Annotated in this window: 23 protein-coding genes; 10 read left to right on the top strand and 13 right to left on the bottom strand. The window is 37.8% G+C overall.

Annotated elements, in window-relative coordinates; all coding sequences use genetic code 11:
* Window positions 1-8: 8 nt before the first annotated feature.
* The 11 genes from MJY40_RS04365 to MJY40_RS04315 form a co-directional block, all read right to left on the bottom strand.
* Window positions 9-698: a DUF4956 domain-containing protein gene (locus tag MJY40_RS04365; protein WP_416387496.1), complete on the bottom strand. Its 690-nt coding sequence runs from the start codon at window positions 696-698 to the stop codon at window positions 9-11.
* A complete protein-coding gene (locus MJY40_RS04360; RefSeq protein ID WP_317855826.1) occupies window positions 691-1,413 on the bottom strand; it encodes a polyphosphate polymerase domain-containing protein in 723 nt (240 codons plus the stop codon). The genes MJY40_RS04365 and MJY40_RS04360 overlap by 8 nt, the downstream gene beginning before the upstream one ends.
* 353 nt (window positions 1,414-1,766) lie before the next feature.
* A complete protein-coding gene (locus tag MJY40_RS04355) occupies window positions 1,767-2,366 on the bottom strand; it encodes a GTP pyrophosphokinase (RefSeq protein WP_317855825.1) in 600 nt (199 codons plus the stop codon).
* A gap of 208 nt (window positions 2,367-2,574) precedes the next feature.
* Window positions 2,575-3,783, bottom strand: coding sequence for a sensor histidine kinase (locus MJY40_RS04350; RefSeq protein ID WP_317855824.1), 1,209 nt, complete (start codon window positions 3,781-3,783; stop codon window positions 2,575-2,577).
* On the bottom strand, window positions 3,783-4,457 hold the full coding sequence (locus tag MJY40_RS04345; RefSeq protein WP_317855823.1) for a response regulator transcription factor: 675 nt from the start codon (window positions 4,455-4,457) through the stop codon (window positions 3,783-3,785). Before MJY40_RS04345 ends, MJY40_RS04350 begins: the two co-directional genes overlap by 1 nt.
* Before the next feature lie 201 nt (window positions 4,458-4,658).
* Complete coding sequence (locus MJY40_RS04340; RefSeq protein ID WP_317855822.1) at window positions 4,659-6,083, bottom strand: SLC13 family permease; 1,425 nt, start codon at window positions 6,081-6,083, stop codon at window positions 4,659-4,661.
* A 495-nt stretch (window positions 6,084-6,578) separates the two neighbouring features.
* On the bottom strand, window positions 6,579-7,370 hold the full coding sequence (locus tag MJY40_RS04335; protein WP_317855821.1) for an IclR family transcriptional regulator: 792 nt from the start codon (window positions 7,368-7,370) through the stop codon (window positions 6,579-6,581).
* Window positions 7,371-7,656: 286 nt separating this feature from the next.
* Window positions 7,657-8,805, bottom strand: coding sequence for an iron-containing alcohol dehydrogenase (locus tag MJY40_RS04330; RefSeq protein ID WP_317855820.1), 1,149 nt, complete (start codon window positions 8,803-8,805; stop codon window positions 7,657-7,659).
* Window positions 8,806-8,898: 93 nt separating this feature from the next.
* Window positions 8,899-10,260: an aldehyde dehydrogenase family protein gene (locus MJY40_RS04325; protein ID WP_317855819.1), complete on the bottom strand. Its 1,362-nt coding sequence runs from the start codon at window positions 10,258-10,260 to the stop codon at window positions 8,899-8,901.
* A gap of 220 nt (window positions 10,261-10,480) precedes the next feature.
* A complete protein-coding gene (locus MJY40_RS04320; protein ID WP_317855818.1) occupies window positions 10,481-11,899 on the bottom strand; it encodes an SLC13 family permease in 1,419 nt (472 codons plus the stop codon).
* Window positions 11,900-11,972: 73 nt separating this feature from the next.
* Window positions 11,973-13,451: a succinate CoA transferase gene (locus MJY40_RS04315; protein ID WP_317856412.1), complete on the bottom strand. Its 1,479-nt coding sequence runs from the start codon at window positions 13,449-13,451 to the stop codon at window positions 11,973-11,975.
* A 475-nt stretch (window positions 13,452-13,926) separates the two neighbouring features.
* Between MJY40_RS04315 and MJY40_RS04310 the strand changes: the two genes are divergently transcribed.
* Entirely contained in the window at window positions 13,927-14,715 is a 789-nt protein-coding gene (locus MJY40_RS04310; protein WP_317855817.1) for a nitrilase-related carbon-nitrogen hydrolase, read from the top strand.
* A gap of 202 nt (window positions 14,716-14,917) precedes the next feature.
* On the opposite strand, the gene MJY40_RS04305 is transcribed toward MJY40_RS04310, so the two are convergent.
* Window positions 14,918-15,214, bottom strand: a complete 297-nt coding sequence (locus MJY40_RS04305) for a hypothetical protein (RefSeq protein WP_317855816.1) — start codon at window positions 15,212-15,214, stop codon at window positions 14,918-14,920.
* Between the two features lie 47 nt (window positions 15,215-15,261).
* A complete protein-coding gene (locus MJY40_RS04300; RefSeq protein WP_317855815.1) occupies window positions 15,262-15,711 on the bottom strand; it encodes a S1 RNA-binding domain-containing protein in 450 nt (149 codons plus the stop codon).
* Between the two features lie 385 nt (window positions 15,712-16,096).
* Between MJY40_RS04300 and thiW the strand changes: the two genes are divergently transcribed.
* The 9 genes from thiW to MJY40_RS04255 all read left to right on the top strand — a co-directional run bounded on the left by thiW (window position 16,097) and on the right by MJY40_RS04255 (window position 25,188).
* Window positions 16,097-16,627, top strand: a complete 531-nt coding sequence (thiW, locus tag MJY40_RS04295; RefSeq protein ID WP_317855814.1) for an energy coupling factor transporter S component ThiW — start codon at window positions 16,097-16,099, stop codon at window positions 16,625-16,627.
* A complete protein-coding gene (gene thiM, locus MJY40_RS04290; RefSeq protein ID WP_317855813.1) occupies window positions 16,620-17,438 on the top strand; it encodes a hydroxyethylthiazole kinase in 819 nt (272 codons plus the stop codon). The genes thiW and thiM overlap by 8 nt, the downstream gene beginning before the upstream one ends.
* Window positions 17,435-18,058, top strand: a complete 624-nt coding sequence (gene thiE, locus MJY40_RS04285) for a thiamine phosphate synthase (protein ID WP_317855812.1) — start codon at window positions 17,435-17,437, stop codon at window positions 18,056-18,058. The genes thiM and thiE overlap by 4 nt, the downstream gene beginning before the upstream one ends.
* 303 nt (window positions 18,059-18,361) lie before the next feature.
* Window positions 18,362-19,723 (top strand): 23S rRNA (uracil(1939)-C(5))-methyltransferase RlmD, encoded by a 1,362-nt coding sequence (gene rlmD, locus MJY40_RS04280; protein ID WP_317855811.1) that lies wholly within the window; start codon window positions 18,362-18,364, stop codon window positions 19,721-19,723.
* 22 nt (window positions 19,724-19,745) lie between these two features.
* Window positions 19,746-20,804: a hypothetical protein gene (locus MJY40_RS04275; protein ID WP_317855810.1), complete on the top strand. Its 1,059-nt coding sequence runs from the start codon at window positions 19,746-19,748 to the stop codon at window positions 20,802-20,804.
* Window positions 20,805-20,946: 142 nt separating this feature from the next.
* Entirely contained in the window at window positions 20,947-21,633 is a 687-nt protein-coding gene (locus MJY40_RS04270; RefSeq protein ID WP_317855809.1) for a TIGR00266 family protein, read from the top strand.
* 202 nt (window positions 21,634-21,835) lie between these two features.
* Entirely contained in the window at window positions 21,836-22,183 is a 348-nt protein-coding gene (locus tag MJY40_RS04265) for a transposase (protein ID WP_317854372.1), read from the top strand.
* On the top strand, window positions 22,068-22,991 hold the full coding sequence (locus MJY40_RS04260; protein ID WP_317854373.1) for an IS3 family transposase: 924 nt from the start codon (window positions 22,068-22,070) through the stop codon (window positions 22,989-22,991). The genes MJY40_RS04265 and MJY40_RS04260 overlap by 116 nt, the downstream gene beginning before the upstream one ends.
* A 169-nt stretch (window positions 22,992-23,160) precedes the next feature.
* Window positions 23,161-25,188 (top strand): YgiQ family radical SAM protein, encoded by a 2,028-nt coding sequence (locus tag MJY40_RS04255; RefSeq protein ID WP_317855808.1) that lies wholly within the window; start codon window positions 23,161-23,163, stop codon window positions 25,186-25,188.
* Window positions 25,189-25,608: the final 420 nt, after the last annotated feature.

The following is a 25,608-nucleotide window of genomic DNA, read 5'->3' as shown; positions in this document are numbered from 1 at the left end:
ATACCTCCTTATAATTCACTGCCCATATTCATTTGTTTGGACATCAATATTTCCAAGTTACCATTGCGACAACGCAATTCATCAATCAATTCTTTTTCAATATGTTCTTGTTTCAATTCGATATCGTAAGTCACTTTGAACAAACTACCCATATTTGTGGTTTTTACCTTTGCAAGCTCGCAGGAATTGGTGTATTTTGCAAACAAATCATCAAAAACGCCTGTGTAATCCAAATCTTCTGGAATTGTGATGGTCAAACTACGTTCTGTGGCTTTGCGTTCTCCAAAAGAAGTCATGTGCAACAAGAAATTTGCCAAACTCAATACCACCACAAAGAGTACTGCATAGCCAAGATATCCCATACCTGTTGCAAGTCCAGTTCCCATTGCTAGGAAAATGGCACCAATTTCTTTGGCTGTTCCTGGTACAGATCTGAAACGAACCAAACTGAATGTACCTGCAACTGCAACACCAGTTCCAATATTGCCATTGACCATCATAATCACCACACAAACCACTGCTGGCAATACTGCAAGGGTGAGTACAAAGCTTTTGGTGTATTTTGTTTTGTATGTGTAAAGTGCTGCAATCAAAATGCCCAAAACCAAGGAAACCATCATACACAAAAGGAATCCTTTGATATCTGTTGCAAGCACTTCTTCACCTGTCAATTGGTTGTTGAAAAATTGATTAAGCAACATTATGACTGCCTCCTTTCATCTTTGGCAACACAAATTTTTGATAGGCTGTTCCATATTTGGAAAAAGATGTTTTGTAAATCTTATGTTCACTAAAGAAAGAAAGCAACCAAGCTGGAATACCCATGCCTGTTTTCACTTCCAAAAGCACCATATTGGGATTCAAAATAGGTGTAAACACACCTTTATTTCCAAGTGAAATATTGTCTGTGTTGATGCGAATATCCTGATCAAATGTCATTCTAAAATCGTGATCTTCCAATCCAAAATACGCTTCTCTTTCATAATGCAAAGCAATTGCTGGTTGCAAAGAACCATAGTGTTCCATGAAATAAGCAAGTTCTTTTGCAATTTGTGTTTCTTCTGCCAGTGGTGTATGGTCTACCAAGAAACCAAATGCTTCTTTTTGGGACAAAGTCAATCTTCTTTTGTATACCACACCCTCATATTTCTTTTTCATTTCTACAAAAACATTGCTGTTTTCATTGAAGTTGCCATAACTTCTGACACGCAATTTTTCTTTGTAGCAAGGTCTTTCAATGGATCGTCTAATCAATAGAAAATCTGGTGTGTCGAAATAGATGTTTCTAATGGTATTTTTGCCATATTCATCAATTTGCATATGTTCTGCCATCACCTGTTGCAATTCTCTATATTGATCCTCTGTCAAGAGATATTTGAGTTCATATCGTTTGAAAACCATTGTTGTACTCATATTCATTCCTCCTTTATATCTTGAGTCCAAGTTGCAGATTGCTTTCGATTGCTTTGTTTTGTTTCTTAGAAAACAATTTTTTCTGCAATTTCTATAATTTAGACTATAGTTGTTATGCTTCTGTGATATCAATATAAAGGCTTTACTTAAAATTAACCTAAAATTTACATAAGTTTCAATTGTTTTAGTCCCAATTAAATATGAAGTGACTTTTGTATGCTGTGGTAAATTTTTGTAGGGCACGCATTGTATGCGTGCTGAAAACGGAATGCATACAATGCATTCCCTACACATCGGCAATATATTTAGTATCATACATCATTAGGTCTAGCTATCTTTAATTGGGATTTATTTCAAACTGCACCTGTTTCCAATAGCTCTCTGATGGTTGCCATACTCATGTCTGTGGATGCCAATTCATCTGCGCATCTCTTCAGTTCATCTTGAATGAGTTTTTGATGTGGCACTTCTTTTTTGTACTTCATTTGGTGTTCCAAACTAGCCCATGCATCTTGGGAAATGGTTCTAATTTGGATTTCTACCATAATATGTCTACCACGAACAGGCACTTCCAAAATCATATGATAGCTGCGATATCCATTTTGTTTTGGCACTGTGATATAATCTTTTTCTTGTACCACTTTCCAACCATCGTGTTTTGTAATCAAATTGACAATGGAAAACACATCATCCAAAAAGTTGCAAATGACACGAATTCCAACTGCATCTGTCACCTGTGTCAATGCCATTTCTGGTGTTTGTGGTACACCCAGCTTATCTAATTTCTTACACATGCTATCTGGTGACTTGATTCTTCCATATATATGTTGTATTTCATGACCTTCTTCTTCACATATGATATCCAATGTATCCAATACTCGTCTTCTTGCCAATTTCAAATATGGATGATACATTCCATAAAATTCTTCTTCTTTTTGTGATACAAATTCCATTGTGACCACCTCCTGTTATCAGTATACGTATGCTACCTAAATTGAAACTAAAAAAACCTCAAACGAAAATTGTATTCGTCTAAGGTTTTGATTAGAAATTGTATTTGATTGTAGTTCAACCAGTTTCAGAACTGCTTATTTTTTTGTAGTGGCAGTTCATGGCGGGATGTCGAGGACGCCATCCCCTACAATGTTATCATTTCGACTCTTACATATCAATATAGAATTGCATATGTTTGCCATCTTTACTTTCTGCTTTGATGATGCCACCATGATTTTTGACAATGGATTTCGCCATAGCCAAGCCAATACCAAAGCCACCCAATTTGCTATTTCTGGAATCTTCCAAACGATAGAAACGTTCAAAGAGTTTGTTGTATTCCTTCACTTCTAAGTGTTCTGCTGCATTTTTCAATCTGATTTTGACTTTATTTCCTTGTTTCTTCATGGAAATGTGAATTTCAGTGTTTTCAGTGCTATATTTCAAAGCATTGTCCAACAAAATGGAAAATAACAATCGAATTGCTTGTTCATCACCTTTCAAAGTGATATTTTCTGAAATATCTTGTACAATGGTTCGATTTGAATTTTCTGCCAAAATTGCAAAAGAATCTATAGTTTCTGCCATTGCCTCGGAAATAGAGAAATCCACCTTTTCATTTTGGTTGACATCTTCCTCCATTTTGGACAAAGAGATCAAATAATTGATCAATTCTGTCAAACGTCCAATTTGGTTATGGATGCTTTCACTCCAAGTAGAAGGTTCGTTTTCCATTTCAATGACTTCTGTATTGGTTTTGATGATTGCCAGTGGTGTTTTCAACTCATGTGTGATATTGGTGATGAATTGTTGTTGTTTCTGATAGCTTTCCACAATGGGTGCAACTGCTTTTTTGGATAAGAATACAAGCAGTACAAACACACAAAGCAATGCAAATCCACAAATCAAAATACTGGAATTGAGGAAACTATAGAACAAAGAAAGTTCTTGGCTGCAATCAATGAAAATCACCATACTACCATAGTCTGTGTCCACCATTTGGAATTTGTAATGTCCAATGAGCCCTGTATCTTTGCCACCATCCAAAACTTCTTCTGCAAAATGGATTGCTTGCTCTGTATTGACCATCATAATGCTTCTGGTGTCTGTGCTCATCAGGTTGTAATCCTCATCCACCTTGACCGTAAAATATCTTGTGGTATAGGGTGTTTCTTCTGAAATATGACCACCCATTTGACGTTCAAATATTTTAGGGAAATTTCCATCGTTTTCTTCCATAATCGAAATGATTTCATTGGCACGCACATCAATTTGCATATAATTTGCCACATTCAAAAAAGTTGCCATTGTACATAAAACAAAGCAAACAATACCAAAGGATATGCATATGAATTTTTTTCTCAGTTCACGTTCCATTATTTTGCCTCCAAGGAATATCCTGTGTTTCTTGTCACTTTGATTTGCACATTGGCATCAATTGCCAATAATTTTTTACGCAAATAGGAAATGTATACCCAAACCACATTGATTTCTGATTCGCTATCATAGCCCCAAATCTTCTCCATAAAACGTTCACTGGAAATCAAACGGGATGCATTCATCATCAACATCTCCATCATTTGGAACTCTTTATTTGCAAGTCTAAAGGAGCCTGTTGGGGATTTCAATTCAAATGTTGCTCGATTCAAAGACACATTGCCCACGGTCAAAATTGAGGAAGTGGAACCATCAGAAATACTTCTGGTCATTGCACGCAAACGAGCCAACAACTCCTTGGTTTCAAATGGTTTTGTCAAATAATCATTGGCACCCAAATCCAAACCTAGCACCTTATCATCTGTCAATGTTTTTGCAGTCAACATCAAAACAGGGATTGTATTGCCTTTTTTACGAATGGTTTTGAGCACTGTAAGCCCATCCACCTTTGGCATCATAATATCCAAAATCACTGCATCATAATTATCACAAGACAAATAATCCAAAGCTTCTTCTCCATCATACACCGCTTCCACAGCATATTTGTTGTGTTTCAAAATTGCCACCAAAGCATTGGATAATTCTTTTTCATCTTCACACAATAAAATTCGCATTTCATACCTCCTATTAATGACTGCCACTTTACAATCCATATTCCTGTTATTTTCTGATATCATATGCCTTCAAATTAAAATGAAGTTTAAATAATTACAGTTAGTAAAAAATTCTTTATTTCAGTATACTCTTTTTCTCCAAACTTTGCAAAAAACCCATCTCCGCTGGTATACGAAAATGGGTTTGATTTGTTTTTTATATTATCCCAAGGAAAGAGTTGAGAACATTGGCCAAAATTCCATTGCCAAATAACCAAATATAATTACCAAAATAATATTGATAATGGTCATAGGTGTACCATATTTCATCATCTTATCTGCATCCAAACCATAGGAAATTGGAATTGCACGCACACTAAGTGGCAACATATATTCCCCATTGAATGCCATAGTTGTAATAAACCACAATGGAATTGGATTCATACCTGTTTCTGCTGCAAATCCAAATACAATTGGGCAACAAACCGCTGCCGATGTGGTACCATTGGTTACCTCTGCAATAATACGTGCAAAAATTACAAACAAAGCGACCACTGCCAAATCATGATGGAAGGAAAGTTTGGAAATCATGCCTGCAATTTGTGTGCTGGCACCAGAACCATTGATGAGTTGTCCCATTGCCAAACCGCCTGCAAATAAAATCATCATACCCCAAAGTGTTCCTTCTTGGGCAGTTTCCCAACTGAGTAAATAATTTTTTTTGGAGGATGTAATGAAAAATGTTAAGAATCCCAGTGTCAAGAAAATATATGCAGGTGTAAACCCCGGCAATAAGTTTACAAATAAAGGTCTTGCAAATGCTCCTAACATTGCCAAAATAAACATGGTCAAGCATATTTTTTCATCACGTTTCATTGGACCCAATTCTTTATATGTTTCATCAAAGAATTCTTTTGTTCCATCAATTTCTTTTTCTTCCAACGGTATCATCAACATACCAATCAATAAAACTGCTGTTGCAAGCACCAAATAAGGAAGCAAACGCATTACCCAATCAATATACATGAACTCTTGTCCTGTATATTCTTCCAAAAAGGCAATTGCTGTGATATTCATTGCACCACCCAAAGGAGAACCTGCTCCACCTAAGGTAACCCCCCAACCAATGGCTAGCAAAATGGGAACTGCTGGTGCACATTTTTTGATATCCTCATAACCTGCAACATGCAACATAGAAACTGCAATTGGTGTAAGCATTGCACAAACTGCCACATTTGGCATCAAATTGGAAAGTACAATACTTGCCAATAACCAAACCGTGATTTGTGACTTCATGGAGGGACCAATCAGAGACAATGCTTTCAAAGAAATTCTACGATCCAACCCAGTTGATACCCAAGGCAATGTCAACAAGCCTGAACCAAATATCAAAATAATACTTTCGCAAGCATATTGGGAAATAACATTAGCCATTGGTACAATGGATAAAAATGCATTGGCAACTACAGGAACCAACCCTGTTACAGTAATTTCAACAGGCCTAGTGCTCCACCAAAAAATCATCCAAAGAGAAATACCAACCGCTTGCGCTCCTGGAACCGTCAAAGCGTCCGAAAACAATAAAATTGTCATTAATAAAATAATAGGCCCCATTGCAATATAGATGAAGCGTTTTTTTGTCTCCATAAACATCCCCCTTCTTACCCCGTTTCTATCACTAATATGCAAAAATAATTTATATTTTTCTTGTATTTATTATACCCTATCCTATAGAGTGCATAAAATACTTTGCACTCTATTTCTCATATATTGAAATATATTATTATATTATGATTCTTATTTGCACAATATAATTGTTGTACGCCACAATGTGCAATATAGATGTATTTGTTGAACTTGTATTGCAAAAAATGAAAATGCTATTATACCAAAATAAATCATTGTCAAAAACGCATTATTTATGCTAAAATTAATCATTCAAAATATGCACTTTTACCGTTTATTTTAATTATTTTATATATGCATTGACATATACATATACTCCACTCATGCGTCGACACATGAAAATTGAAATTTTTTATTTTTTTACATAAAAAAGCGCCCCTCTTCCTCTTATGTTAGGAACAAAGACGCCTGCATACATTTTGTATATTTTTTGCATACTATAAAAAATAAGAAAGTTTATTTTGGATAGTAACCCAACTTACCAGAAACTTTACTTGCAACACTCAACACTGCCTTTGCCAATTCTCGTTGTCGTTGTGGTTGGCTTAAACTATAGGCACTTGCAGATACACTTACTGCTGCAATTGGCTTTCGATTGCGATCAAACACTGGCGCTGCCAATGATCCCTTGCTTTCTGAAAGTTCATCTATCACAATGCAATATCCCTTTTGTCTGGTTTTCACCAACTCTTGCTCAATTTCTTTCATATCCACCTTTGTAGTTGGTGTGTATTTTTTCATTTCACACAATAGTACTTCTTGTCGTTTGTTTATTGGCATATATGCAAGCATTGCACGTCCCATTGCAGAACAAAACATTGGATGACAATGCCCCATTGGAATCAGAAGCTCCATTGTGCTTTCACAACAAACACTAATCAAATGCACAACTTCTTTTCCTCTTGGTACAGCCATATGACTATGTACATCAAATTTGTTGGACAGTTGTTGCAATTCTGGATATGAGTGACGGAATACGTCATTGTTTTGCAACGCTGCACCCACAAGAGACACAACTTCCATACCCAAGAAATAAAAACCAGTTGCTTCATCACGTTCCAAAAAACCCATATCCAACAATGTGTTCAAATGTCTGGATACTGTGCTGATGTTCATATTCAATTTCATTGCAATATCTGAAGTTCTTTGCATCGGAGCTGTTTCGTTAAATGTAGAAAGGATTGCAAGTGTTTTACTGACACTTTTGGTATTGGAATTTTTTTGATTATCTTTCTCTGATGACGCCATAACGCACCCCTTTTCAAGTTTCATCTTTTGTTATGCTCATTTTTGTCAAATCATTCTTAAATTATACCATGCATTTGCGTATTATGCAACAAATTGCCATATAATAATATACAATTTTACTATACTACAATATAGAGTAAAATCGTTCAAATCAATTGAATATAAAAAAACACCTTAAATATTTTTCAACATTCAAGGTGTTTTCAAAAAACAAAGGGGTTTGTTTTTTTCTAGGGGTTAAGGTGGTGGGAGTTGAGCCCTCTCGGTTCAATTCCCTCTCCCTTAATTAGAACGCTTTTTGATACAAATTAACTACATCTTTGAAACCAGTTTGTCTTGGATTTACCATAACGTTTACTGTTTTCATAGCGTCAGTTGCCATTTCTTCAAATTTGTCTTCTGTTACGCCAACTGCGGAAAGAGAAGCAGGAATACCCAATTCAGCATTCAATTCTTTTACCAAGTCAACCAACATAGAAGGTTTGAAGTCTTTTACAGGTTCTTTGTCTGTGCTCAAGTAGTTATAAATTTTTTCATAACGACCATTGTCAGCCAATGCATTGTATTCTACTACTGTAGGCATCAAAATTGCATTTGCAACACCATGAGCAATGTGGAAATAAGCACTTACAGGATGGCTCATACCATGGATATTACCAAGTTTTGCCCAAGCAAATGCGATACCAGCGAATGTACTACCAGCCATCATTGCACAAGCAGCTTCTTCATCTTTTCTATTTGCAACAAAACGACGAAGATTGCCACCAATCAATTCCATAGCTTTTTCGCCCATTGCATCAGAGAACAATGTAGCATCTGTGGAAACATAAGCTTCCATAGCATGGATAAACGCATCAACACCACATGCAGCAGCGATGGATGCAGGAGCTGTCATAATCAATTCTGGATCCAAAACAGCATATTTTGGAAGAATTTCATAACTGATGATAGACATTTTGTAGTTTGCTTCTTCATCTGTGATAACACAAGATGCAGTTACTTCACTACCTGTACCAGCAGTTGTTGGAATTGCAATCATAGGGATTGTGCCAACTGGAACTTTGCCCAAACCAACATAATCATGAACTGTGCCACCAAATTGTGCCAAAACACTAACTGCTTTTGCAACGTCCATAGGGCTACCGCCACCAACAGCGATGATACTAGAAGCACCACTTGCTTTGTAACCAGCAACTGCTTCGTTTACGATATCAACAGTTGGATTTGGCAATACATCCAAGTATGTTGTACATTTGATGCCACCAGCTTCGATGATATCTTGAATTTTTTTCACAACGCCGATTGCTTCCAATCCACGGTCAGAAACCAAGTAAACGTGATCCAATTTATTTTCATCCAAAATAGCAGGAAGTTTTTTCAAGCTTCCAAGACCAAATTCAATGACTTGTGGTACTTTGAAATTAAAATCTTTCATTATATATGTCCCCCTATTTTTTACGAATATCTCAATTTATGTATGTGCAGCACCGCTTAAGCGGCACTGCATGATGTACATGATATTTAAATCTTAGTCCCAAGCCATAGCTGGATCTGGAAGGTAGGATTCATCGTAAGGATAACCAACTCTTGTGATGTTCATAAGGTGATCGAAGTTGAAGTTACCGCTGAAGCTGTTGTTACCCCAAGAACCACAACCCAAAGTTGTTGTAGCTGTGAAACCATTTGTTGGGCTACCGCCACCTGTTGTACCAGCTGGTTGATTTACAACAACACGAGATACACAGCATTGGATACCAGCATATTCTACGTGAGCAGGTGTATTGGAATGAACTGCAATACTATGACCTTTACCTTCAGCTGCAAGGTTTTCTACCATCATTGCAACGCCTTCTTCAAATGTTTTGTAAGGCATAATTGTGATCACTGGACACATTTTTTCACGGCAAAGTACATCACCATGACCCAAAGCAGCAGCTTTTACACCGATTACTCTTGTGCCAGCAGGAACATCAATACCGATTTCAGCTGCAACTTGTTCTGCTGTCAAACCAACAACTGCACGACTGATTGGACCACCATTAGGGAACAAACCATCACGAACTTGTTGTACTTTTGCTTCTTCAGCTACATAGAATCCGCCTTGTTTTTCAAATTCTGCAACGAATGCATCATATTTTGCTTCTGGAACGAATGCTGTTTGTTCACCAAGACAAATCAAACCATTGTCAAAGCTACGACCGATGATAATTTTGCCTACAGCATCTGCCAAGTCAGCATCTTCGTCAACGATACATTGCACGTTACCAGCACCAACACCGAAAGCAGGTTTACCACTGGAGTAAGCAGCTTTCACCATACCCATACCACCTGTAGCAACGATAACGTCAGCAGATGCCATCAATTCTGCACTATCTTCTACTGTAACTTGTTCTACACCCAAAACAAGATCTTCTGGGAAGCCCAATTTAGCAAGTTCTGCACGGAACATTTCCACAAGCAATTTTGTACATTCAACAGCTCTTGGATGTGGCGCAAAGATTACAGAGTTACGTGTTTTCAAAGCGAATGCTGCATTACTCATAGGAGTTACAACAGGGTTTGTAGATGGAACGATACTTGCAACAACACCCATAGGTTTTGCAATTTCAAGCATACGTTTTTCTTCCAAACGGTTGATAACACCAACGGATTTTTGGTCTTTGATACTATGCCAGATCAATGCAGATTTATTGCGACATTTTGCAATTTTATCAACTGGACTACCCATTCTAGTTTCGTCTGCTGCCATTGGTCCCAATTTTTCTGAATTGTCATAAATAACTTTACAAATTGCTTTTGCTGCTGCATCTGCTTGTTCTTGTGTTGCGAATGCAAATTGTTCTTGTGCTGCTTTGGAACGTGCGATCAATTCTTGTACTGTTACTGTCATAAAAAATCAGCTCCTATTCATTATGTGTAAAAAGTAATGTTGTGGCATATGGACACCCATATGAGTTTGATAAACTACGTGAATCTTATTGCTGACGTTGTTCTTCCTATTATATAGTAGAAAAGCACTTCGCCTATTTACATTTCAGAGGAACTATATAGGATTTTCTCCATTATACATCCCTCTGAAAGTATATACAACCTTTTTGAACATTTGCTTCTTAGCTCAAGATACCATAAGCTGGCCAGAAAGTAATTGCCAAGAAACCAAACAATGTTACAACAACCATATTGATGATCGTCATTGGAATACCATATTTCATCATTTTGTTTGCATCCAAGCCATAAGCAACTGGGATAGCACGAACGCTCAAAGGAAGCAAGAATTCTGCATTGAGAGACATAACTGTGATGAACCAATATGGAACAGGGTTGAGACCCATTTCAGCTGCAAAACTAAATACGATTGGACAACATACAGCTGCTGCCGTTGTACCATTTGTCAATTCAGAGATGACACGAGCTGCAATAACTACGATGAGAACTGTTGTCAAACCGCCATCCAAAGGAAGGGTTGCAACCAATTCACCAAGTCTTGCACTTGCACCAGAACCATTGAGCATGGAGCCCATTGCCAAACCACTGGCAAAGAGAATCATCATACCCCACATCATACCCTTTTGAGTTTCATCCCATGTCAAGAGGAAACCGTTGTTGGAAGATGTGATAAAGAAGGAAATGAAGCCCAATGTTACAAATGCATAAGCTGGTGCCAAACCAGGCAACAAATCTGTGTAGAATGGTCTTGCAAATGCTGCTGCAAGAGCTGCTACGAAAAGACCCAAACAGATTTTTTCATCACGTTTCATTTCGCCAAGTTCTGCATAGCTATCTTTGAAGAATTCTTTGGTACCTTCCAAGCTTTTTACGCCTGTAGGCATCATCCACATACCAATCATCAAAACGATTGTAGCAATAATCAAATAAGGAATGATACGAACAATCCAGTCAACATACATAAATTCTTGACCTGTGTATTCTTCCAAGAAGGAAATAGCGGTAACGTTCATAGCACCACCAAGAGGTGTACCAGCACCACCCAAACTTACACCCCAACCAACTGCCAACAAAATTGGTACAGATGCTGCACAAGATTGAATGTCATCATAACCAGCTGCTTTCAACATGGAAACAGCGATTGGTGTAAACAAAGCACATACAGCTACATTTGGAAGTACTGTAGAAAGTGCAACACTGGCGGTCAACCAAACTGCGATTTGTGATTTCATGGATGGACCTACTACAGAAAGTACTTTCAAAGCAATACGTTTGTCCAAACCTGTTACTGCCCAAGGCAATGTGAGCAAACCAGAACCAAATACCAAGATGATACTTTCACTGGAATAGTTTGCAATCAATGTGGACATTGGAATGATGCTTAGGAAAGCATTTGCTACTACAGGAACAATACCTGTGATGGAAATATGTACTGGTCTGGTAATCCACCAGAAAATCATCCAAACAGAAACCCCAATGGCTTTTGCCCCTACTTCTGTCATAACATCAGCCAAACCAAACGCTACCAAAAGGTACAAGATTGGTCCAATCACGATGTAGGTATATCGTTTTTGCATACTCATAACTCAAAATCCCCCTTCATTTTAAACAACAGTTTTCTGAAACATTCCGATCAAACATTTTTAGAAGCAGATTTTATTTTTTCATGCTTCCTGTATCCAGAAAACGTTGGTGCCAAGACAAAGCTTGTTCTAAGTCATGTGGCGTATGCTTTCCAGCAGATATTTCAAATGCGTGTTCATAATATTCACGCAACATCGGACGATAATCAGGATGTGCACAGTTTTCAATGATCAACTCTACACGTTCTTTTGGTGTTTTCCAACGCAAATCGGCAACACCATATTCTGTAACGATGACTGCAACGTCATGTTCAGTTTGATCCACGTGGGATACCATTGGTACGATACAAGAGATTGCGCCACCTTTTGCAGTGGATTCTGTTGCAAAGATGCTGATACGAGCATTACGAGCAAAGTCCCCGCTACCACCCAAACCATTCATCATTTTGGTACCCATGATATGAGTGGAATTTACATTTCCATAAATGTCCAATTCAATTGGTGTATTCAATGCGATAACACCCAAACGACGAGAAATTTCTGGATGATTTGTAATTTCTTGTGGTCTTACAACAATTTTATCTTTGAAGAAATCAATATTTTCATAGAAACGTTTTTTTGTATCTTCTGCAAGAGCAATAGAACTGGTGGAGGCAAAATTGAACACTCCTTGTTCAATCAATCCAATTGCTGAATCTTGCATAACTTCTGTGTACATGCTCAAGCCTTTGAAACCACTGGACGCCAAACCACTGAGCACTGCATTTCCAACTGTACCAACACCGGATTGGATTGGACCTGGATCTTCAGGCAAACGTCCTGCTGCAATTTCTCCTTTTAAGAAGCTCACTACATTTTCACCAATTTTTGCAATTGCTGGAGAAGCTGGTTTGAATTTTTGAGGTTCATCGTGACCTTCTGTCATAACAATCGCTGCAATTTTTTCTGGTGGACATGGGATATAAGGTGTACCCACTCTTTCATCTGGTTTTGTAATGGGAATAATTTTTGCATTTGGAGGCAAACCAATCTCAAAGATATCATGCATGCCCATAAGACCCATTGGCAAGTTTTTATTGACTTCAATGATTACAAAATCTGCTGTACGAACTGCTGCATCTGCTGTACCGCCAGAAGCTGCCAAGTACAAACCATCTTCTGTAACTGCTGTACATTCCACCAAAGCCACATCCACATTAGGACCTGTTTTTTGATTCATGTGCATTGGGAAGTGAGAAATATGTACATCGCTGTAAGCAATTTCACCAGCGTTGATTGCATTACGCAAATCTTTGCCAGATTGATGTGCATATCTTCTTTTGATGAGACCTTTACGAACCAATTCACCATCCACTTCATCACCAACTGCTGCACCAACATAAATACTCAAATCTGTTGCATGACCAGAAGCTGCCAAAGCAAGAGGTACATCTTTTGGATAACCGATACTTGTAAAACCACTTACACCAATAACCATACCTGTTTTTATCAATTGTGCCGCTGCGTCAGCTGACATCACTTTACTTTTTAATGACTCTGCTACTCTTTCCATCTTCAAATACACTCTCCTCTTTTTTCATAGTTGGATGTTTTTCCTTTGCAAAAATACTTCACAATTTTTTTCAACATCAAGAATGTTTCCTAACACTAATTACTATACAGTAAAATAAAAAAATAACAATACTTCCTTCTTTTTGTTACCACTATTGAAATATGTTCTCAAAAAATGAAATTTAATTTTTAAAAGATAGAAACATTGTTGCATATGATGCAATCCCATTTTCAAAAATTTCATTTATCATTGGTGATTCAGAATATTTTTTCTTAGATTCTTTTCATTTCATTAGAAAAAACGTATATATTTTGCCATATTCTCAAAAAACGACACTTTTTTCTCGTGACACAATTGAAACATTCCACATCCATTTGATAAATCTTGACATTCACAAAATAAATCTGTATAATTCCACTAAAAAAATAGCCAACGTCAGATTGTTAAAAATTTGCTCAATTTAGGGGGTTTTTCAATGAAAATTGCACTTGGTCAATTGGATATGGGTTTTGAAGAAAAGGAAAAAGCAATGGAAATTTGCAGCCAAATGATTGCAGAAGCTGGCGATCTGAAAGCAGATTTGATTGTGTTTCCTGAAATGACTTTGACAGGATTCACCATGAAGCCCGCCATTTATGGAGAAAACATCGCTTCCAGTGAAAGCATTGCATTTTTCCAAAAAGAAGCAAAAAAAAATCACATTGCCATTTGTTTTGGCATTACCATTTCAGAAAATGAAGTATTCACCAATCGTTCATTGGTTTTGGATGCAGAAGGAACTATTTTAGCAGACTATGGAAAACTACATCTTTTCTTTGGTCCAGAAACCAAACGCTATTCTGGTGGGGATGAACTCCAATACTGTCAAATTGATGGTGTTCCACTGTCTCCATTTGTGTGTTATGATTTGCGTTTCCCAGAACCTTTCTTAATCGCTTCTGATAAAAGCCATATCATCACAGTAATTGCTTGTTGGCCTGAAGCCAGACGTGAACATTGGATGACATTGTTGCGTGCCAGAGCCATTGAAAACCAATGTTTCATTATTGGTGTGAATCGTACAGGTGTTGCTGGCAAATTGAATTATGTTGGCGATAGTATGGTCATTTCTCCAAATGGGGATATTTTGGCACACGTCAAAGAAAAGGATTCCCTTACTATAGTAGATATCCAACCAGAAGAAGTGGTGGCTTTGCGAGAACAATTCCCTCAAAAAGGGGATCGTAGACCAGATTTGTATATCAAACTTGCTTCTCAGGATTGAGTTTTATCCAAGCGAAATACATACCAACGGGCGTACACATAGGTACATCCCTACAATAACACATTGATGGTGTTCCATTTGTAGGGGAGGGTTTCCATGCCCTCCCTTTGTTTCGGTTTTGCAGAGACAACCAAAGATCCGATTTCTGTTGACTTTTTGTATAAAAAAGCAGACCGCCTATATTCAGACAGTCTGCTTATTTTTATTTTTTGATGTACTTTTCATTACAACGTGCCAATTTCACAACACAAATCATAACCAATGCAAGAAAACCAATGGTCACTGCCATGCTTTGGGGCATCAGGATATCCAAAAGTGCTTTCAAAAAGAAAAGACCCCCTACTATCATATCCAACACACCAACTTCCTTCAAATAAATAGGCAGTTGCTCTTCTGTTATATTTGCCAAAGAGCGTTTGGTGTAAAACAACGGTTGCCCAAACAGTGCAAACACACCTCGTGCAAAGAAATAAATAGAAAAAATAAAAAACAAATTCATATATTGCCTCCAAAGGATAGTCCCTTTGTCAATTCCTCATTCACAATTTAGTAAGAACGTTTGTTGGCTCTTTTGTTGAGAGTTGTTTGACGTTCATTGGATTGTTTCGCCCATTCTTTCATCTTATCTTCAAAATCCATAGGTGGTTTTGGAGAAGTAGAATAGGAAGGTGCTCTGCTATAATCAGAGTTGGATCTTTGACCTTGTGGATTTGGTTTGCGGAATGGTTTTTCGCTCTTTTGTGGACGTTCTTCTTTTGGAAGGGCATCACGAATAGACAAAGCGATTTTGTGTGTTTCCTCATCAATGGAAAGCACTTTCACTTTCACCACATCACCAATTTTGATATGATCATTTATGTCTTGCACAAAACTATTTGCCACTTGAGAAATATGCACCAATCCTTGTGCGTTACCAAGGGATACAATGGCTCCAAATGGTTTGATACGAACAATTTTACCTTCTACGATGCTGCCAACTTCTAATTTATCAGACATTCCAGTATACACTCCTGTTCAATTTTAGTGATTTCAGTATATCATAAAAATAAATTGAATACAAATAAAAAATCTATATTTTCCCAAAACAAAATAGAAAAAAACTTGACGTTATGCAAAAAATATTGTAATATAATTTTGTTTCAAAGGGATATACCCAAACAAGGCTTAGAGGAGCGTCTATGGTCTTGGTATATTTTCTTACAAAATAATAGCGAGGGAGCTAGTGTTTCTAGTTGAGAGGTAACCATCAAGTTACGACCGCCTTATAAACACTGAGGTTTTATTGGGGCTATTTTTTGTATACAAATACAATGTTCTTCTTTCTCGTAAAATTCTTGGTGTTTATGGAAACCGTGATTTTTATTTTGAAAGGAGTTTTTTTATGCAAAAAAACAAAGAATCAAACAAAGTGTTCAAAATGGTATTGCTTTCTATGACTGTTGCAATTGGTGTTGTCATATCGCCTATTTTGCGTGTAGAAGGTATGTGTCCCACTGCCCACTTGGTCAACATTGTAGTGGCTGTTTTGATGGGTCCTTGGTACGCATTGTTGAACGCAACACTCACCGCCATCATTCGTATGTTATTCTTATCCATACCACCACTTGCACTGACAGGTTCTGTCTTTGGTGCTGTGCTTTCTGGTCTTTTGTATCGTTTGACCAAGGGAAAGATTATCGGTGCTGTTATCGGTGAAATTGTGGGTACTGGTATCATTGGTGCTTTGGTATCCTATCCAGTTATGGCATTTTTGATGGGTCGTGATGGTTTGACTGCTTTCTTCTACTTGCCAATGTTCCTTGGAGCCACTATAATGGGTGGTGTGGCAGCGTTCTTCTTCTTGACTGCCTTGAAAAAAATGGGACAATTACGAGAATTTCAACAGAAATTAGGAAGTGAAACTTATGATTGATACAATAACACAATTACATACAACTATCAGACACCAATCTCCACTGGTACATTGTTTGACCAATCACATCACCATCAACGATTGTGCAAACGTAATTTTGGCTGTAGGTGGCAAGCCTATTATGGCAGAACACCCCAAAGAAGTTGCTGAAATCACTGGAATTGCTGGTGCTTTGTATGTCAATCTTGGAAACATTACAGATACACGTATGTCATCCATGAATCTTTCTGGTGCAGCAGCGAACCATCACCAAGTTCCCATTGTTTTGGATTTGGTTGGTGTTGGTTGCAGTTCCATGCGTTTGGAATTTGCCAAAAACTTCATCCAAGCTGCTCATCCACAAGTGTTAAAGGGCAATATTTCTGAAGTAAAAGCCCTTCTTGGCGATACCAATGCACAAGGAATTGATGCTGGTGCCATTGATTTGGTGACAGAAGAAAATTTGATTGTTTCTGCAAAGTGGATACAGTCCATTGCTTTTGCATATGATTGTGTGGTTGTGGCAACTGGTAAAATCGATTTGATTGCATCTCCAACAGAAGTATATGCTCTCAAAAATGGATGTTCTACTCTATCCTTAGTCACTGGAACTGGTTGTATGGTTGGCGCCATCATTTCCACTTACATTGCTTCTGGTGGTGCTTTGGAATCTGCAATTTTGGGCACTGCTCTCATGGGAATTGCAGGAGAATTGCACCAAGACATCAAAGGTACTGGTAGTTTTAGAATCGCACTTATGGATACATTTTCCACCATCACACCAGAAACCATACAAGAAATCATACAACTAGAAAGGATTGAAACCTTATGAAATTGAAAAAAGGGATTTATTTTGTAACCGATAGCACCAATATGGAAGAAACACAGTTTTTGTCTGTAGTAGAAAATGCATGTAAAGCAGGTTTGTCTTTATTGCAAGTTCGTGAAAAGGATCGTTCCAGTCGTGATTTTTTGGAATTGGCATTGAAAGTCAAAGAAATCACCAAACAATATGATGTTCCACTGATCATCAACGATCGTGTAGATGTTGCACTTGCTTGTGATGCAGATGGTGTGCATGTCGGTGCCACTGATTTTCCTGTGGATTTGGTACGCCAAATGATTGGACCAGATAAGATTCTTGGTGCCACCACCAAAACAGTAGAAGCTGCTTTGGCTGCACAAGAAATGGGTGCTGATTATTTGGGTGTTGGTGCAATTTATCCTACCACAACAAAGGTTGTAACAGTTCTTACTTCCACAGAAACCCTTGCAAATATTTGTGATACTGTACAAATCCCTGTATATGCAATTGGTGGTTTGAATGCTGGTAATATGGATGTATTGGCTGGAATTCCAATCCATGGTATGGCTGTTGTTTCTGCCATTATGAAAGCAAAAAATCCCTATGCAGCAACTCTTGATTTGACAGAAAAATTGAATGCATTGTAATATAATCGTATTCCCAACGAGATGGGAAACCCATCCCCTACAATTCCACCACATTCATATATTCCACAAATTGTAGGGTTCGATGCCCTCATCGTACCGCTATAAATACCTGAGGTTTGTCAATTGGCAAGCCTTTTTTATATTTCTACAATCCTATGGGTAAAAGATTGCAACCACACTGGTTTCATGATATGATAAGGTATTAAAATGCGATTATTGTGGCTATTTGGTGGTTTTTCTTAGAAAATCAACCATTGCTAAAATATCATAGATAGCAAAACACATCAAATTTGGAGGATTTACATGAAGAAAAAAGATATCATCGAAGTGATCATTGAAGATGTACGCTTCCCAAACAAACCATTTGGTTTTGTGGAAGATCATAAGGTCATTGTCAAAAATGCTTTGCCTGGTCAAAAGGTACAAGCACAAATTTTCAAAAAGAAAAGTAGCGGTATTGAAGCACGCTTGGAAGCAGTGTTGGAACCATCACCTTTGGAAAGAGAAACTGGTGCCTGTTCACACCATCACCTTTGTGGCGGATGTACCTATCAAAAATTGGAACACGAAGCAGAACTTGCCATGAAAGAACGTCAAGTGAAACGTCTTTTGGAAGTAGAAAACATCCAAATCGAATCTTGGGAAGGTATTGAAGCTGCTCCATTTGCAACAGAATATCGCAACAAATGCGAATTTTCTTTTGGTGATGAAGAAAAAGATGGGGATTTGGCTTTGGGTATGCGTAAACGTATGAGCATGTATGAAGTGGTCACCCTCAAAGATTGCAATATCATTGATGGGGATTTCTTGCAAATCATCAAAACATCCCTTGCATTTTTCCAAGAACGCAATGTCTCTTTCTACCATAAAATGCGACACGTTGGTTCTTTGCGTCATTTGGTTGTGAGAAAAGGCAAAGCAACCGGTGAGATTTTGGTGAATCTTGTAACCAGCAGTGAAGTTCCTTTTTCTCCTGAAGAATACAAAGAGATGCTCCTTGGTTTGCAACTTTCTGGTAGCATTTGCGGTATTTTGCATTCTGTCAACGATTCCCTTGCAGATGTGGTGCAAAGCGACCAACTTCATGTGTTGTATGGTAGAGATTTCTTCTATGAAAAATTATTTGATTTGGAATTTAAGGTATCCACCTACTCCTTCTTCCAAACCAATACAGAAGGTGCTGAAAAGCTTTATTCTATGGTCAAAGACTTTGCTGGTGATGTGCAAAACAAAATGGTATTTGACTTGTATTGTGGCACTGGCACCATTGGTCAAATTATGGCAGAAGCTGGCTCCAAAGAAGTTGTGGGTATCGAACTCATTGAAGAAGCTGTTGTGGCTGCAAACGAAAATGCAAAACGCAATGGTTTGAACAATTGCACCTTTATCGCAGGTGATGTTTTGAAAATGGTAGATGAATTGACACAGACACCAGATGTGATCATTGTAGATCCGCCACGTGATGGCATTCATCCAAAAGCAATTGGTAAAATCATTGACTTTGGTGCACCAGAAATTGTATATGTTTCTTGCAAACCAACTTCCTTGGCTAGGGATTTGGTGGTGTTCCAAGAAGCTGGATATGCAGTCAAACGTGTGAAATTGATGGATATGTTCCCAAGAACTGTACATGTGGAAACGGTATGTTTGTTGTCATTAAAATAATAGTATTGGGGAGTAGCAATGTATGAGCATATTATATAATATTCTAGTTGGTGGAGTGATTACCTTCGGAATCAATCGTCTACGAAAAAATGCTGCTGAAGAAAAGAGAAGGAAAGAAACACCTTGTAATTTTAAAGATGGATTCACTAAAGACGAGTTCTACACAATGGTTCAATCTGCAGGTAAAGGCTCTCCCAGATTAAAAAATTTATACGCAAATGGACCCATTGTATACGGAACAGTTCGTTCTCAAAGCGGTCTTTCAGTTTGGGACTTTTCTATAGATTTCAACAATTACGGGACTTTAGATGGTTCTTACTGGATACAATCAGAAAATAAAGACTCCTCTATTCCCAAATATATTGCCGATAAAATTGCAAAATCAATTAGAGAATATGAAAACGATAAAGATAATTCAAGCATTTCTTCGTCTAAATACAATGAATACAAATATGTATATGTACCTACTGAGCAACGACAATCTTCCTCCTCTAGTTCTTTAAAAACAAAATTACTTACAACTTTATTTTTTATAATCACTATAGTGGTAATTATTGGGTATTATCAATTTAAACAACTAATACCCATTGGATATTCCCAAAAAGCATTAGAAGGATTAGTGTATACAGAAGTAGTTCAGAAATTAGAAGCATCAGGATTTTCCAGTGTCCATACGCAAGAAATTGCAGATTTGCCTATCACGGAAGAAAACCAAGAAAATCTTGTAACAGAAATTAATCTTATGCTTCTAAATTCTTTCGACGCAGATACACAATACCCATCAAATATGTGGATAGACGTTATATATCACACCCTTGAACTTTACACACCACCATTAACTTCTAAAGAAGCAAAAGGGATGAATTATCTCGAAGTAATTGAAAAATTCGAAAATATAGGTTATACCAATATAACAGTAGATATCGAATATGATATTATAACCGGATGGCTTACAGATGATGGAGAAGTTAAATCTGTTGCGATTGATGGAAATGAAGCATTTGATTCTTCCGATAAATTCAGACCCGATTCATCCATTGTAATTGTATATCATACATTAAAAAGCAATAAGCCCAAATAATGAACAATCCCCATCGACACAGTATGTTTGCATAAAAATACACGGAATCACAAGATAAACATTGACATTATTCACAAAAATCACTATTCTATAGTTGTAGTCATCATCATATACTGGATAGTCTAGTTGAAGGAGGTACATTATGGAATATAAAATTTTTGGCGAACCATTATCAGCGGTAACTTGTAGATTGCAACCAGGTGAAACTATGATCACAGAAAGTGGTTCTATGATTTGGATGACACCCAATATGAAAATGGAAACCACATCTGGTGGTGGCGTTGGAAAAATGTTTGGTAAATTGCTTTCTGGAGAAAAAATATTCCAAAACCGCTACTCTGCACAAAGTGGTATTGGTGAAATTACATTTGGTTCCAGCTTCCCAGGCTCCATTCGTGCTTTTGAAATCACACCAGGTAATGCAATCATTGCACAAAAATCCGCTTTTCTTGCAGGTACAGAAGGTGTGCAATTGTCTGTTCATTTCAAAAAAGCCCTTGGCACTGGTATCTTTGGTGGCGAAGGTTTCATTATGCAAAAAATCAGTGGTTCTGGTATTGCTTTCATTGAAATTGATGGCTATGCAGCAGAATATACATTGGCAGCTGGTGAATCTATGATTGTGGATACAGGATATTTGGCTTGCATGGAAGAAACTTGTTCCATGGATATCCAAACAGTTCCCGGTATGAAAAATATGTTCCTTGGTGGAGAAGGTGTGTTCAACACTGTTGTAACTGGTCCTGGTAAAATCATTTTGCAAACATTGCCAGTTTCTGGTTTGGCTGCTTCTTTGATTCCATATATGCCATTTGAAGCAAAAAAATAAATTGTACTATTTCTAAGAGGGTGACTGATGTTGCTCTCTTTTTTTGTTTCAATTCTTACAGATTTCCAAAGAATGCTATTTTTAGGTATATATTGCACCCAAACCCAAAAGAATTATAATGGTACCGTGATTTAAGACAATTTTCGAGACAATTCTTAATGAATTTGTTATACTAACAACATCAGAAAGAAGGTGCTCACACATGTCTCGAACAAGAAGAAGTTTCACCGCTCAATTCAAAGCCGATTTGGTGATTGAGTTGCTGAAAGGCGAAAAAGATTTAAACACATTGGCTACCGAAAATTGCATCCAGCCTAACCTGTTAAGAAATTGGAAAAAAGAATTTTTATCCAATGCATCTGCTGCATTTGATGATACTCGTATGGAAAAAACGAACGAAAAATTACAACAAGAGCGTAAGGAAAAAGAAGCATATGCCAAAAAAGTCGGTCAACTTACAATGCAAGTGGACTGGCTCAAAAAAAAATCTGAAGAAGTTCTTGGACCAGACTACGAAACGAAGTATTCTCCAAAACCTTTCGAAGACTAAGGATATACCTGTATCTACAGGTGCAAAGCTGTTATCGGTGAATCGTACCAGCATCTACTATGAAAAGCCAGCGATATCCGCTGAGGAATTGGAATGCAAACGAATCATTGATCAGCTACACACAGAACATCCCACTTGGGGTGCAAGGCAGATGTCAGCACAACTGAAACAACGCAACCATAACGTAGGTCGCAAGCGTGCTAGACGTTACATGAATGAAATGGCCATTGATCCGATTTATCCAAAGATGAACCTTTCCAAACGCATGCAGGAGGCAAAGATATGCCCCTATCTATTGCGTAATGCGGTTATCGAACGTCCCAATCAGGCGTGGTCAATCGACATCACCTATATTGGAACAAAACACGGATTTCTGTATCTAACAGCCATCATCGACTGGTATAGTCGTTGCATTGTTGGTTGGGAAGTGGATGATACATTAAGCACTCATATGGTTATGAATGCGGTCAAAAAGGCATTGAAAGTAGCAACACCTATCATATTGAATTCAGACCAGGGCTCTCAATTTACAAGCAATGAATACAGAGCCTTTTTGAAGGAACAAAAAATCAAACAAAGCATGGATGGCAAAGGGCGATGGGCTGATAACATCATGATTGAACGATGGTTTCGCAGCTTCAAATACGAAGAAGCATATTTGACAGAATATACATCCATTAAGCAGGCTCGAATAGAGATAGCAAAGTATATTCACACATATAACTTTGAACGTCTTCATTCGGCGCTGGACTACCAGACACCAGCATCCATGTATTATCCCATGCAACTGTTACCAATGGCAGCATAAGAGGAGGGGTTACTCTTTCCTTTATTAAATTGAGTTCATTAAAAAAGAATTGTTTTTTTGTCTTGACAACTGAGCCATTATAAATATCCTAATTTACATAGACGATACTGTGGTTTTTGTGATAAAATAAGCTATTACAATTAATTAGAAATCCAAATGAGGAATCAATATGATCAAAGATTTTTTACCAATCAACAAAGAAGATATGAAAAAAAGAGGCTGGGATGAAGTGGATTTTGTCTATGTATCAGGCGATGCCTATGTAGACCATCCATCCTTTGGACATGCCATCATTACACGTGCTTTGGAAGCAGCTGGATACACTGTAGGGCTCATTTGTCAACCTGACTGGACAGACAGCAACAGCATCACCATCTTAGGCAAACCAAAACTTGGGTTCTTGGTTTCCAGTGGCAATATGGATTCTATGGTAAACCACTACTCTGTTTCCAAAAAACGTCGTCAAACAGATGCCTATACCCCTGGTGGCGAAATCGGCAAACGACCTGACTACGCAACCATTGTATACAGCAATTTGATTCGTCAAGTTTACAAAGATAGCCCCATTATTTTGGGTGGTATCGAAGCAAGTCTTAGACGTTTGGCACATTATGACTATTGGTCAAATCGTTTGAAACGCTCTATTTTGATGGATTCTGGTGCGGATATTGTTTCCTTTGGTATGGGGGAACATTCCATCATTGAGCTTGCAGACGCTTTGAAATCAGGCATTGCAGTCAAAGACATTACTTTTGTAGATGGCACTGCTTACAAAACCAAAGATTTGGATTCTGTATATGACTACACCATGCTCCAATCCTTCACACAAATGAAAGCTGATAAATTGGAATATGCAAAAAGTTTCAACATCCAAAACAACAATACTGATCCATTCACTGGCAAACGTTTGGTGGAAAGTTACGGTAGTGTTCATGTGGTGCAAAATCCACCTTCCAAACCTTTGACACAATCGGAAATGGATCGCACATACAGCTATCCTTATATGAGAACCTATCACCCTTCTTATGAAGCAGCTGGCGGCATTCCTGCCATTGAAGAAGTGAAATATAGCCTCATCAGCAATAGAGGTTGTTTTGGTGCTTGTAGTTTCTGTGCTTTGACCTTCCATCAAGGTAGAATCATCCAAGCCAGAAGCCACGAATCCCTTGTAAATGAAGCCAGAAAATTCATTGATGACCCTAGATTCAAAGGATATATTCATGATGTTGGTGGTCCTACTGCCAACTTTAGAAAACCTGCTTGCAAGAAACAATTGACACATGGTGCATGTAAAGATAAGCAATGTCTATTCCCTGAACCATGTAAAAATTTGGAAGCAGACCACAAAGATTACATCAAGTTGTTGCACAAACTGCGTGAACTTCCCAATGTAAAGAAAGTATTCATACGTTCTGGGATTCGTTTCGATTATTTGCTTGCAGATAAGGATGATACCTTCTTCAATGAGCTTTGTGAGCATCATGTTAGCGGTCAATTGAAGGTTGCACCAGAACACATTTCTGATGCAGTTCTCAGCATGATGGGGAAACCAGAAAACAGTGTTTATGAAAAATTCCTAACCAAGTTTAAGAGAATCAATGAACGTTTGGGTAAAAAACAATTTGTGGTACCCTATTTGATGTCATCACATCCTGGTTCTACTTTGAAAGAAGCAGTGGAATTGGCAGAATACTTGCGTAACATTGGTTATATGCCAGAACAGGTACAAGATTTCTATCCAACTCCTTCTACCATCTCCACTTGTATGTACTACACAGGTGTAGATCCAAGAACTATGAAACCTGTATATGTACCTGTGAATCCACATGAAAAGGCAATGCAACGTGCTTTGATTCAATATCGCAATCCAAAGAATTATGGTTTGGTTATGGAAGCACTCCAAAAGGCACATCGTATGGATTTGGTTGGTTTTGATCAAAATTGCTTGATTCGACCAAGACAAAGTAAAAACGAATACAACAGTTGGAACAATAAAAATAGCAATGGCAAATCCACTGGTAAGTCTGGTGGTGGCAAAACAGGTGACAAATCCAGAACAACTCAAAAGAATGGTAAATCTGGTGGTCAAAGTGGTAAATCCAAACCTGCACAAAGTGGTAATGGATACAAACCAACAGCTAGCAAATCCAAACCCACACAAAAGAAAACATTGCGTCAAGTCCATAAGAAGAAATAAGGGCAATACCGCATAGCTCTGATTGCAAAATTTACGAGTAGATTTTTTCGTCAGAATTGTTAAAAAACGGAGGCGATATCGGAAATATCGTCGAGTATTTTTGGCACTTATGACGGAAAAATAAACCGCAAAGGTTGTGATAAAGAGTTGTGCGGTATTGCCTAAGATTACATCAAAAAACCACACTCCTAATCAATTGGAATGTGGTTTTTTGATTGTGTACCAATATAAAATATGAGCGGGATTGCCTGGAACGCCATCCCCTACAATCATAATATATTTGAACTAATTTGTAAGGGTGGGTTTCCATGCCTACCCGTTTGTTTTGTAGCACATAACTGGAGGATGATATCCTACCCTACAATTGCATTCATTTACGTAATCTGTCATCCTGAATGAAGTATCTTAGTTTCGGTTGAT

Source organism: Chakrabartyella piscis (genome assembly GCA_030067835.1).
GTDB classification, from domain to species: domain Bacteria; phylum Bacillota; class Clostridia; order Lachnospirales; family Anaerotignaceae; genus Chakrabartyella; species Chakrabartyella piscis.
The sequence above is the reverse complement of the archived record's forward strand: the minus strand, read 5'-3'. Positions and strand labels throughout refer to the sequence as shown.

What these genes read in the sequence shown, in the direction of transcription:
- MJY40_RS04360 (WP_317855826.1), bottom strand. Translation starts at nt 1,413, where the DNA reads ATGAGTACAACAATGGTTTTCAAACGATATGAACTCAAATATCTCTTG.
- MJY40_RS04355 (WP_317855825.1), bottom strand. Translation starts at nt 2,366, where the DNA reads ATGGAATTTGTATCACAAAAAGAAGAAGAATTTTATGGAATGTATCAT.
- MJY40_RS04350 (WP_317855824.1), bottom strand. Translation starts at nt 3,783, where the DNA reads ATGGAACGTGAACTGAGAAAAAAATTCATATGCATATCCTTTGGTATT.
- MJY40_RS04345 (WP_317855823.1), bottom strand. Translation starts at nt 4,457, where the DNA reads ATGCGAATTTTATTGTGTGAAGATGAAAAAGAATTATCCAATGCTTTG.
- MJY40_RS04340 (WP_317855822.1), bottom strand. Translation starts at nt 6,083, where the DNA reads ATGGAGACAAAAAAACGCTTCATCTATATTGCAATGGGGCCTATTATT.
- MJY40_RS04335 (WP_317855821.1), bottom strand. Translation starts at nt 7,370, where the DNA reads ATGGCGTCATCAGAGAAAGATAATCAAAAAAATTCCAATACCAAAAGT.
- MJY40_RS04330 (WP_317855820.1), bottom strand. Translation starts at nt 8,805, where the DNA reads ATGAAAGATTTTAATTTCAAAGTACCACAAGTCATTGAATTTGGTCTT.
- MJY40_RS04325 (WP_317855819.1), bottom strand. Translation starts at nt 10,260, where the DNA reads ATGACAGTAACAGTACAAGAATTGATCGCACGTTCCAAAGCAGCACAA.
- MJY40_RS04320 (WP_317855818.1), bottom strand. Translation starts at nt 11,899, where the DNA reads ATGAGTATGCAAAAACGATATACCTACATCGTGATTGGACCAATCTTG.
- MJY40_RS04315 (WP_317856412.1), bottom strand. Translation starts at nt 13,451, where the DNA reads ATGGAAAGAGTAGCAGAGTCATTAAAAAGTAAAGTGATGTCAGCTGAC.
- MJY40_RS04310 (WP_317855817.1), top strand. Translation starts at nt 13,927, where the DNA reads ATGAAAATTGCACTTGGTCAATTGGATATGGGTTTTGAAGAAAAGGAA.
- MJY40_RS04305 (WP_317855816.1), bottom strand. Translation starts at nt 15,214, where the DNA reads ATGAATTTGTTTTTTATTTTTTCTATTTATTTCTTTGCACGAGGTGTG.
- MJY40_RS04300 (WP_317855815.1), bottom strand. Translation starts at nt 15,711, where the DNA reads ATGTCTGATAAATTAGAAGTTGGCAGCATCGTAGAAGGTAAAATTGTT.
- thiW (WP_317855814.1), top strand. Translation starts at nt 16,097, where the DNA reads ATGCAAAAAAACAAAGAATCAAACAAAGTGTTCAAAATGGTATTGCTT.
- thiM (WP_317855813.1), top strand. Translation starts at nt 16,620, where the DNA reads ATGATTGATACAATAACACAATTACATACAACTATCAGACACCAATCT.
- thiE (WP_317855812.1), top strand. Translation starts at nt 17,435, where the DNA reads ATGAAATTGAAAAAAGGGATTTATTTTGTAACCGATAGCACCAATATG.
- rlmD (WP_317855811.1), top strand. Translation starts at nt 18,362, where the DNA reads ATGAAGAAAAAAGATATCATCGAAGTGATCATTGAAGATGTACGCTTC.
- MJY40_RS04275 (WP_317855810.1), top strand. Translation starts at nt 19,746, where the DNA reads ATGAGCATATTATATAATATTCTAGTTGGTGGAGTGATTACCTTCGGA.
- MJY40_RS04270 (WP_317855809.1), top strand. Translation starts at nt 20,947, where the DNA reads ATGGAATATAAAATTTTTGGCGAACCATTATCAGCGGTAACTTGTAGA.
- MJY40_RS04265 (WP_317854372.1), top strand. Translation starts at nt 21,836, where the DNA reads ATGTCTCGAACAAGAAGAAGTTTCACCGCTCAATTCAAAGCCGATTTG.
- MJY40_RS04260 (WP_317854373.1), top strand. Translation starts at nt 22,068, where the DNA reads ATGCCAAAAAAGTCGGTCAACTTACAATGCAAGTGGACTGGCTCAAAA.
- MJY40_RS04255 (WP_317855808.1), top strand. Translation starts at nt 23,161, where the DNA reads ATGATCAAAGATTTTTTACCAATCAACAAAGAAGATATGAAAAAAAGA.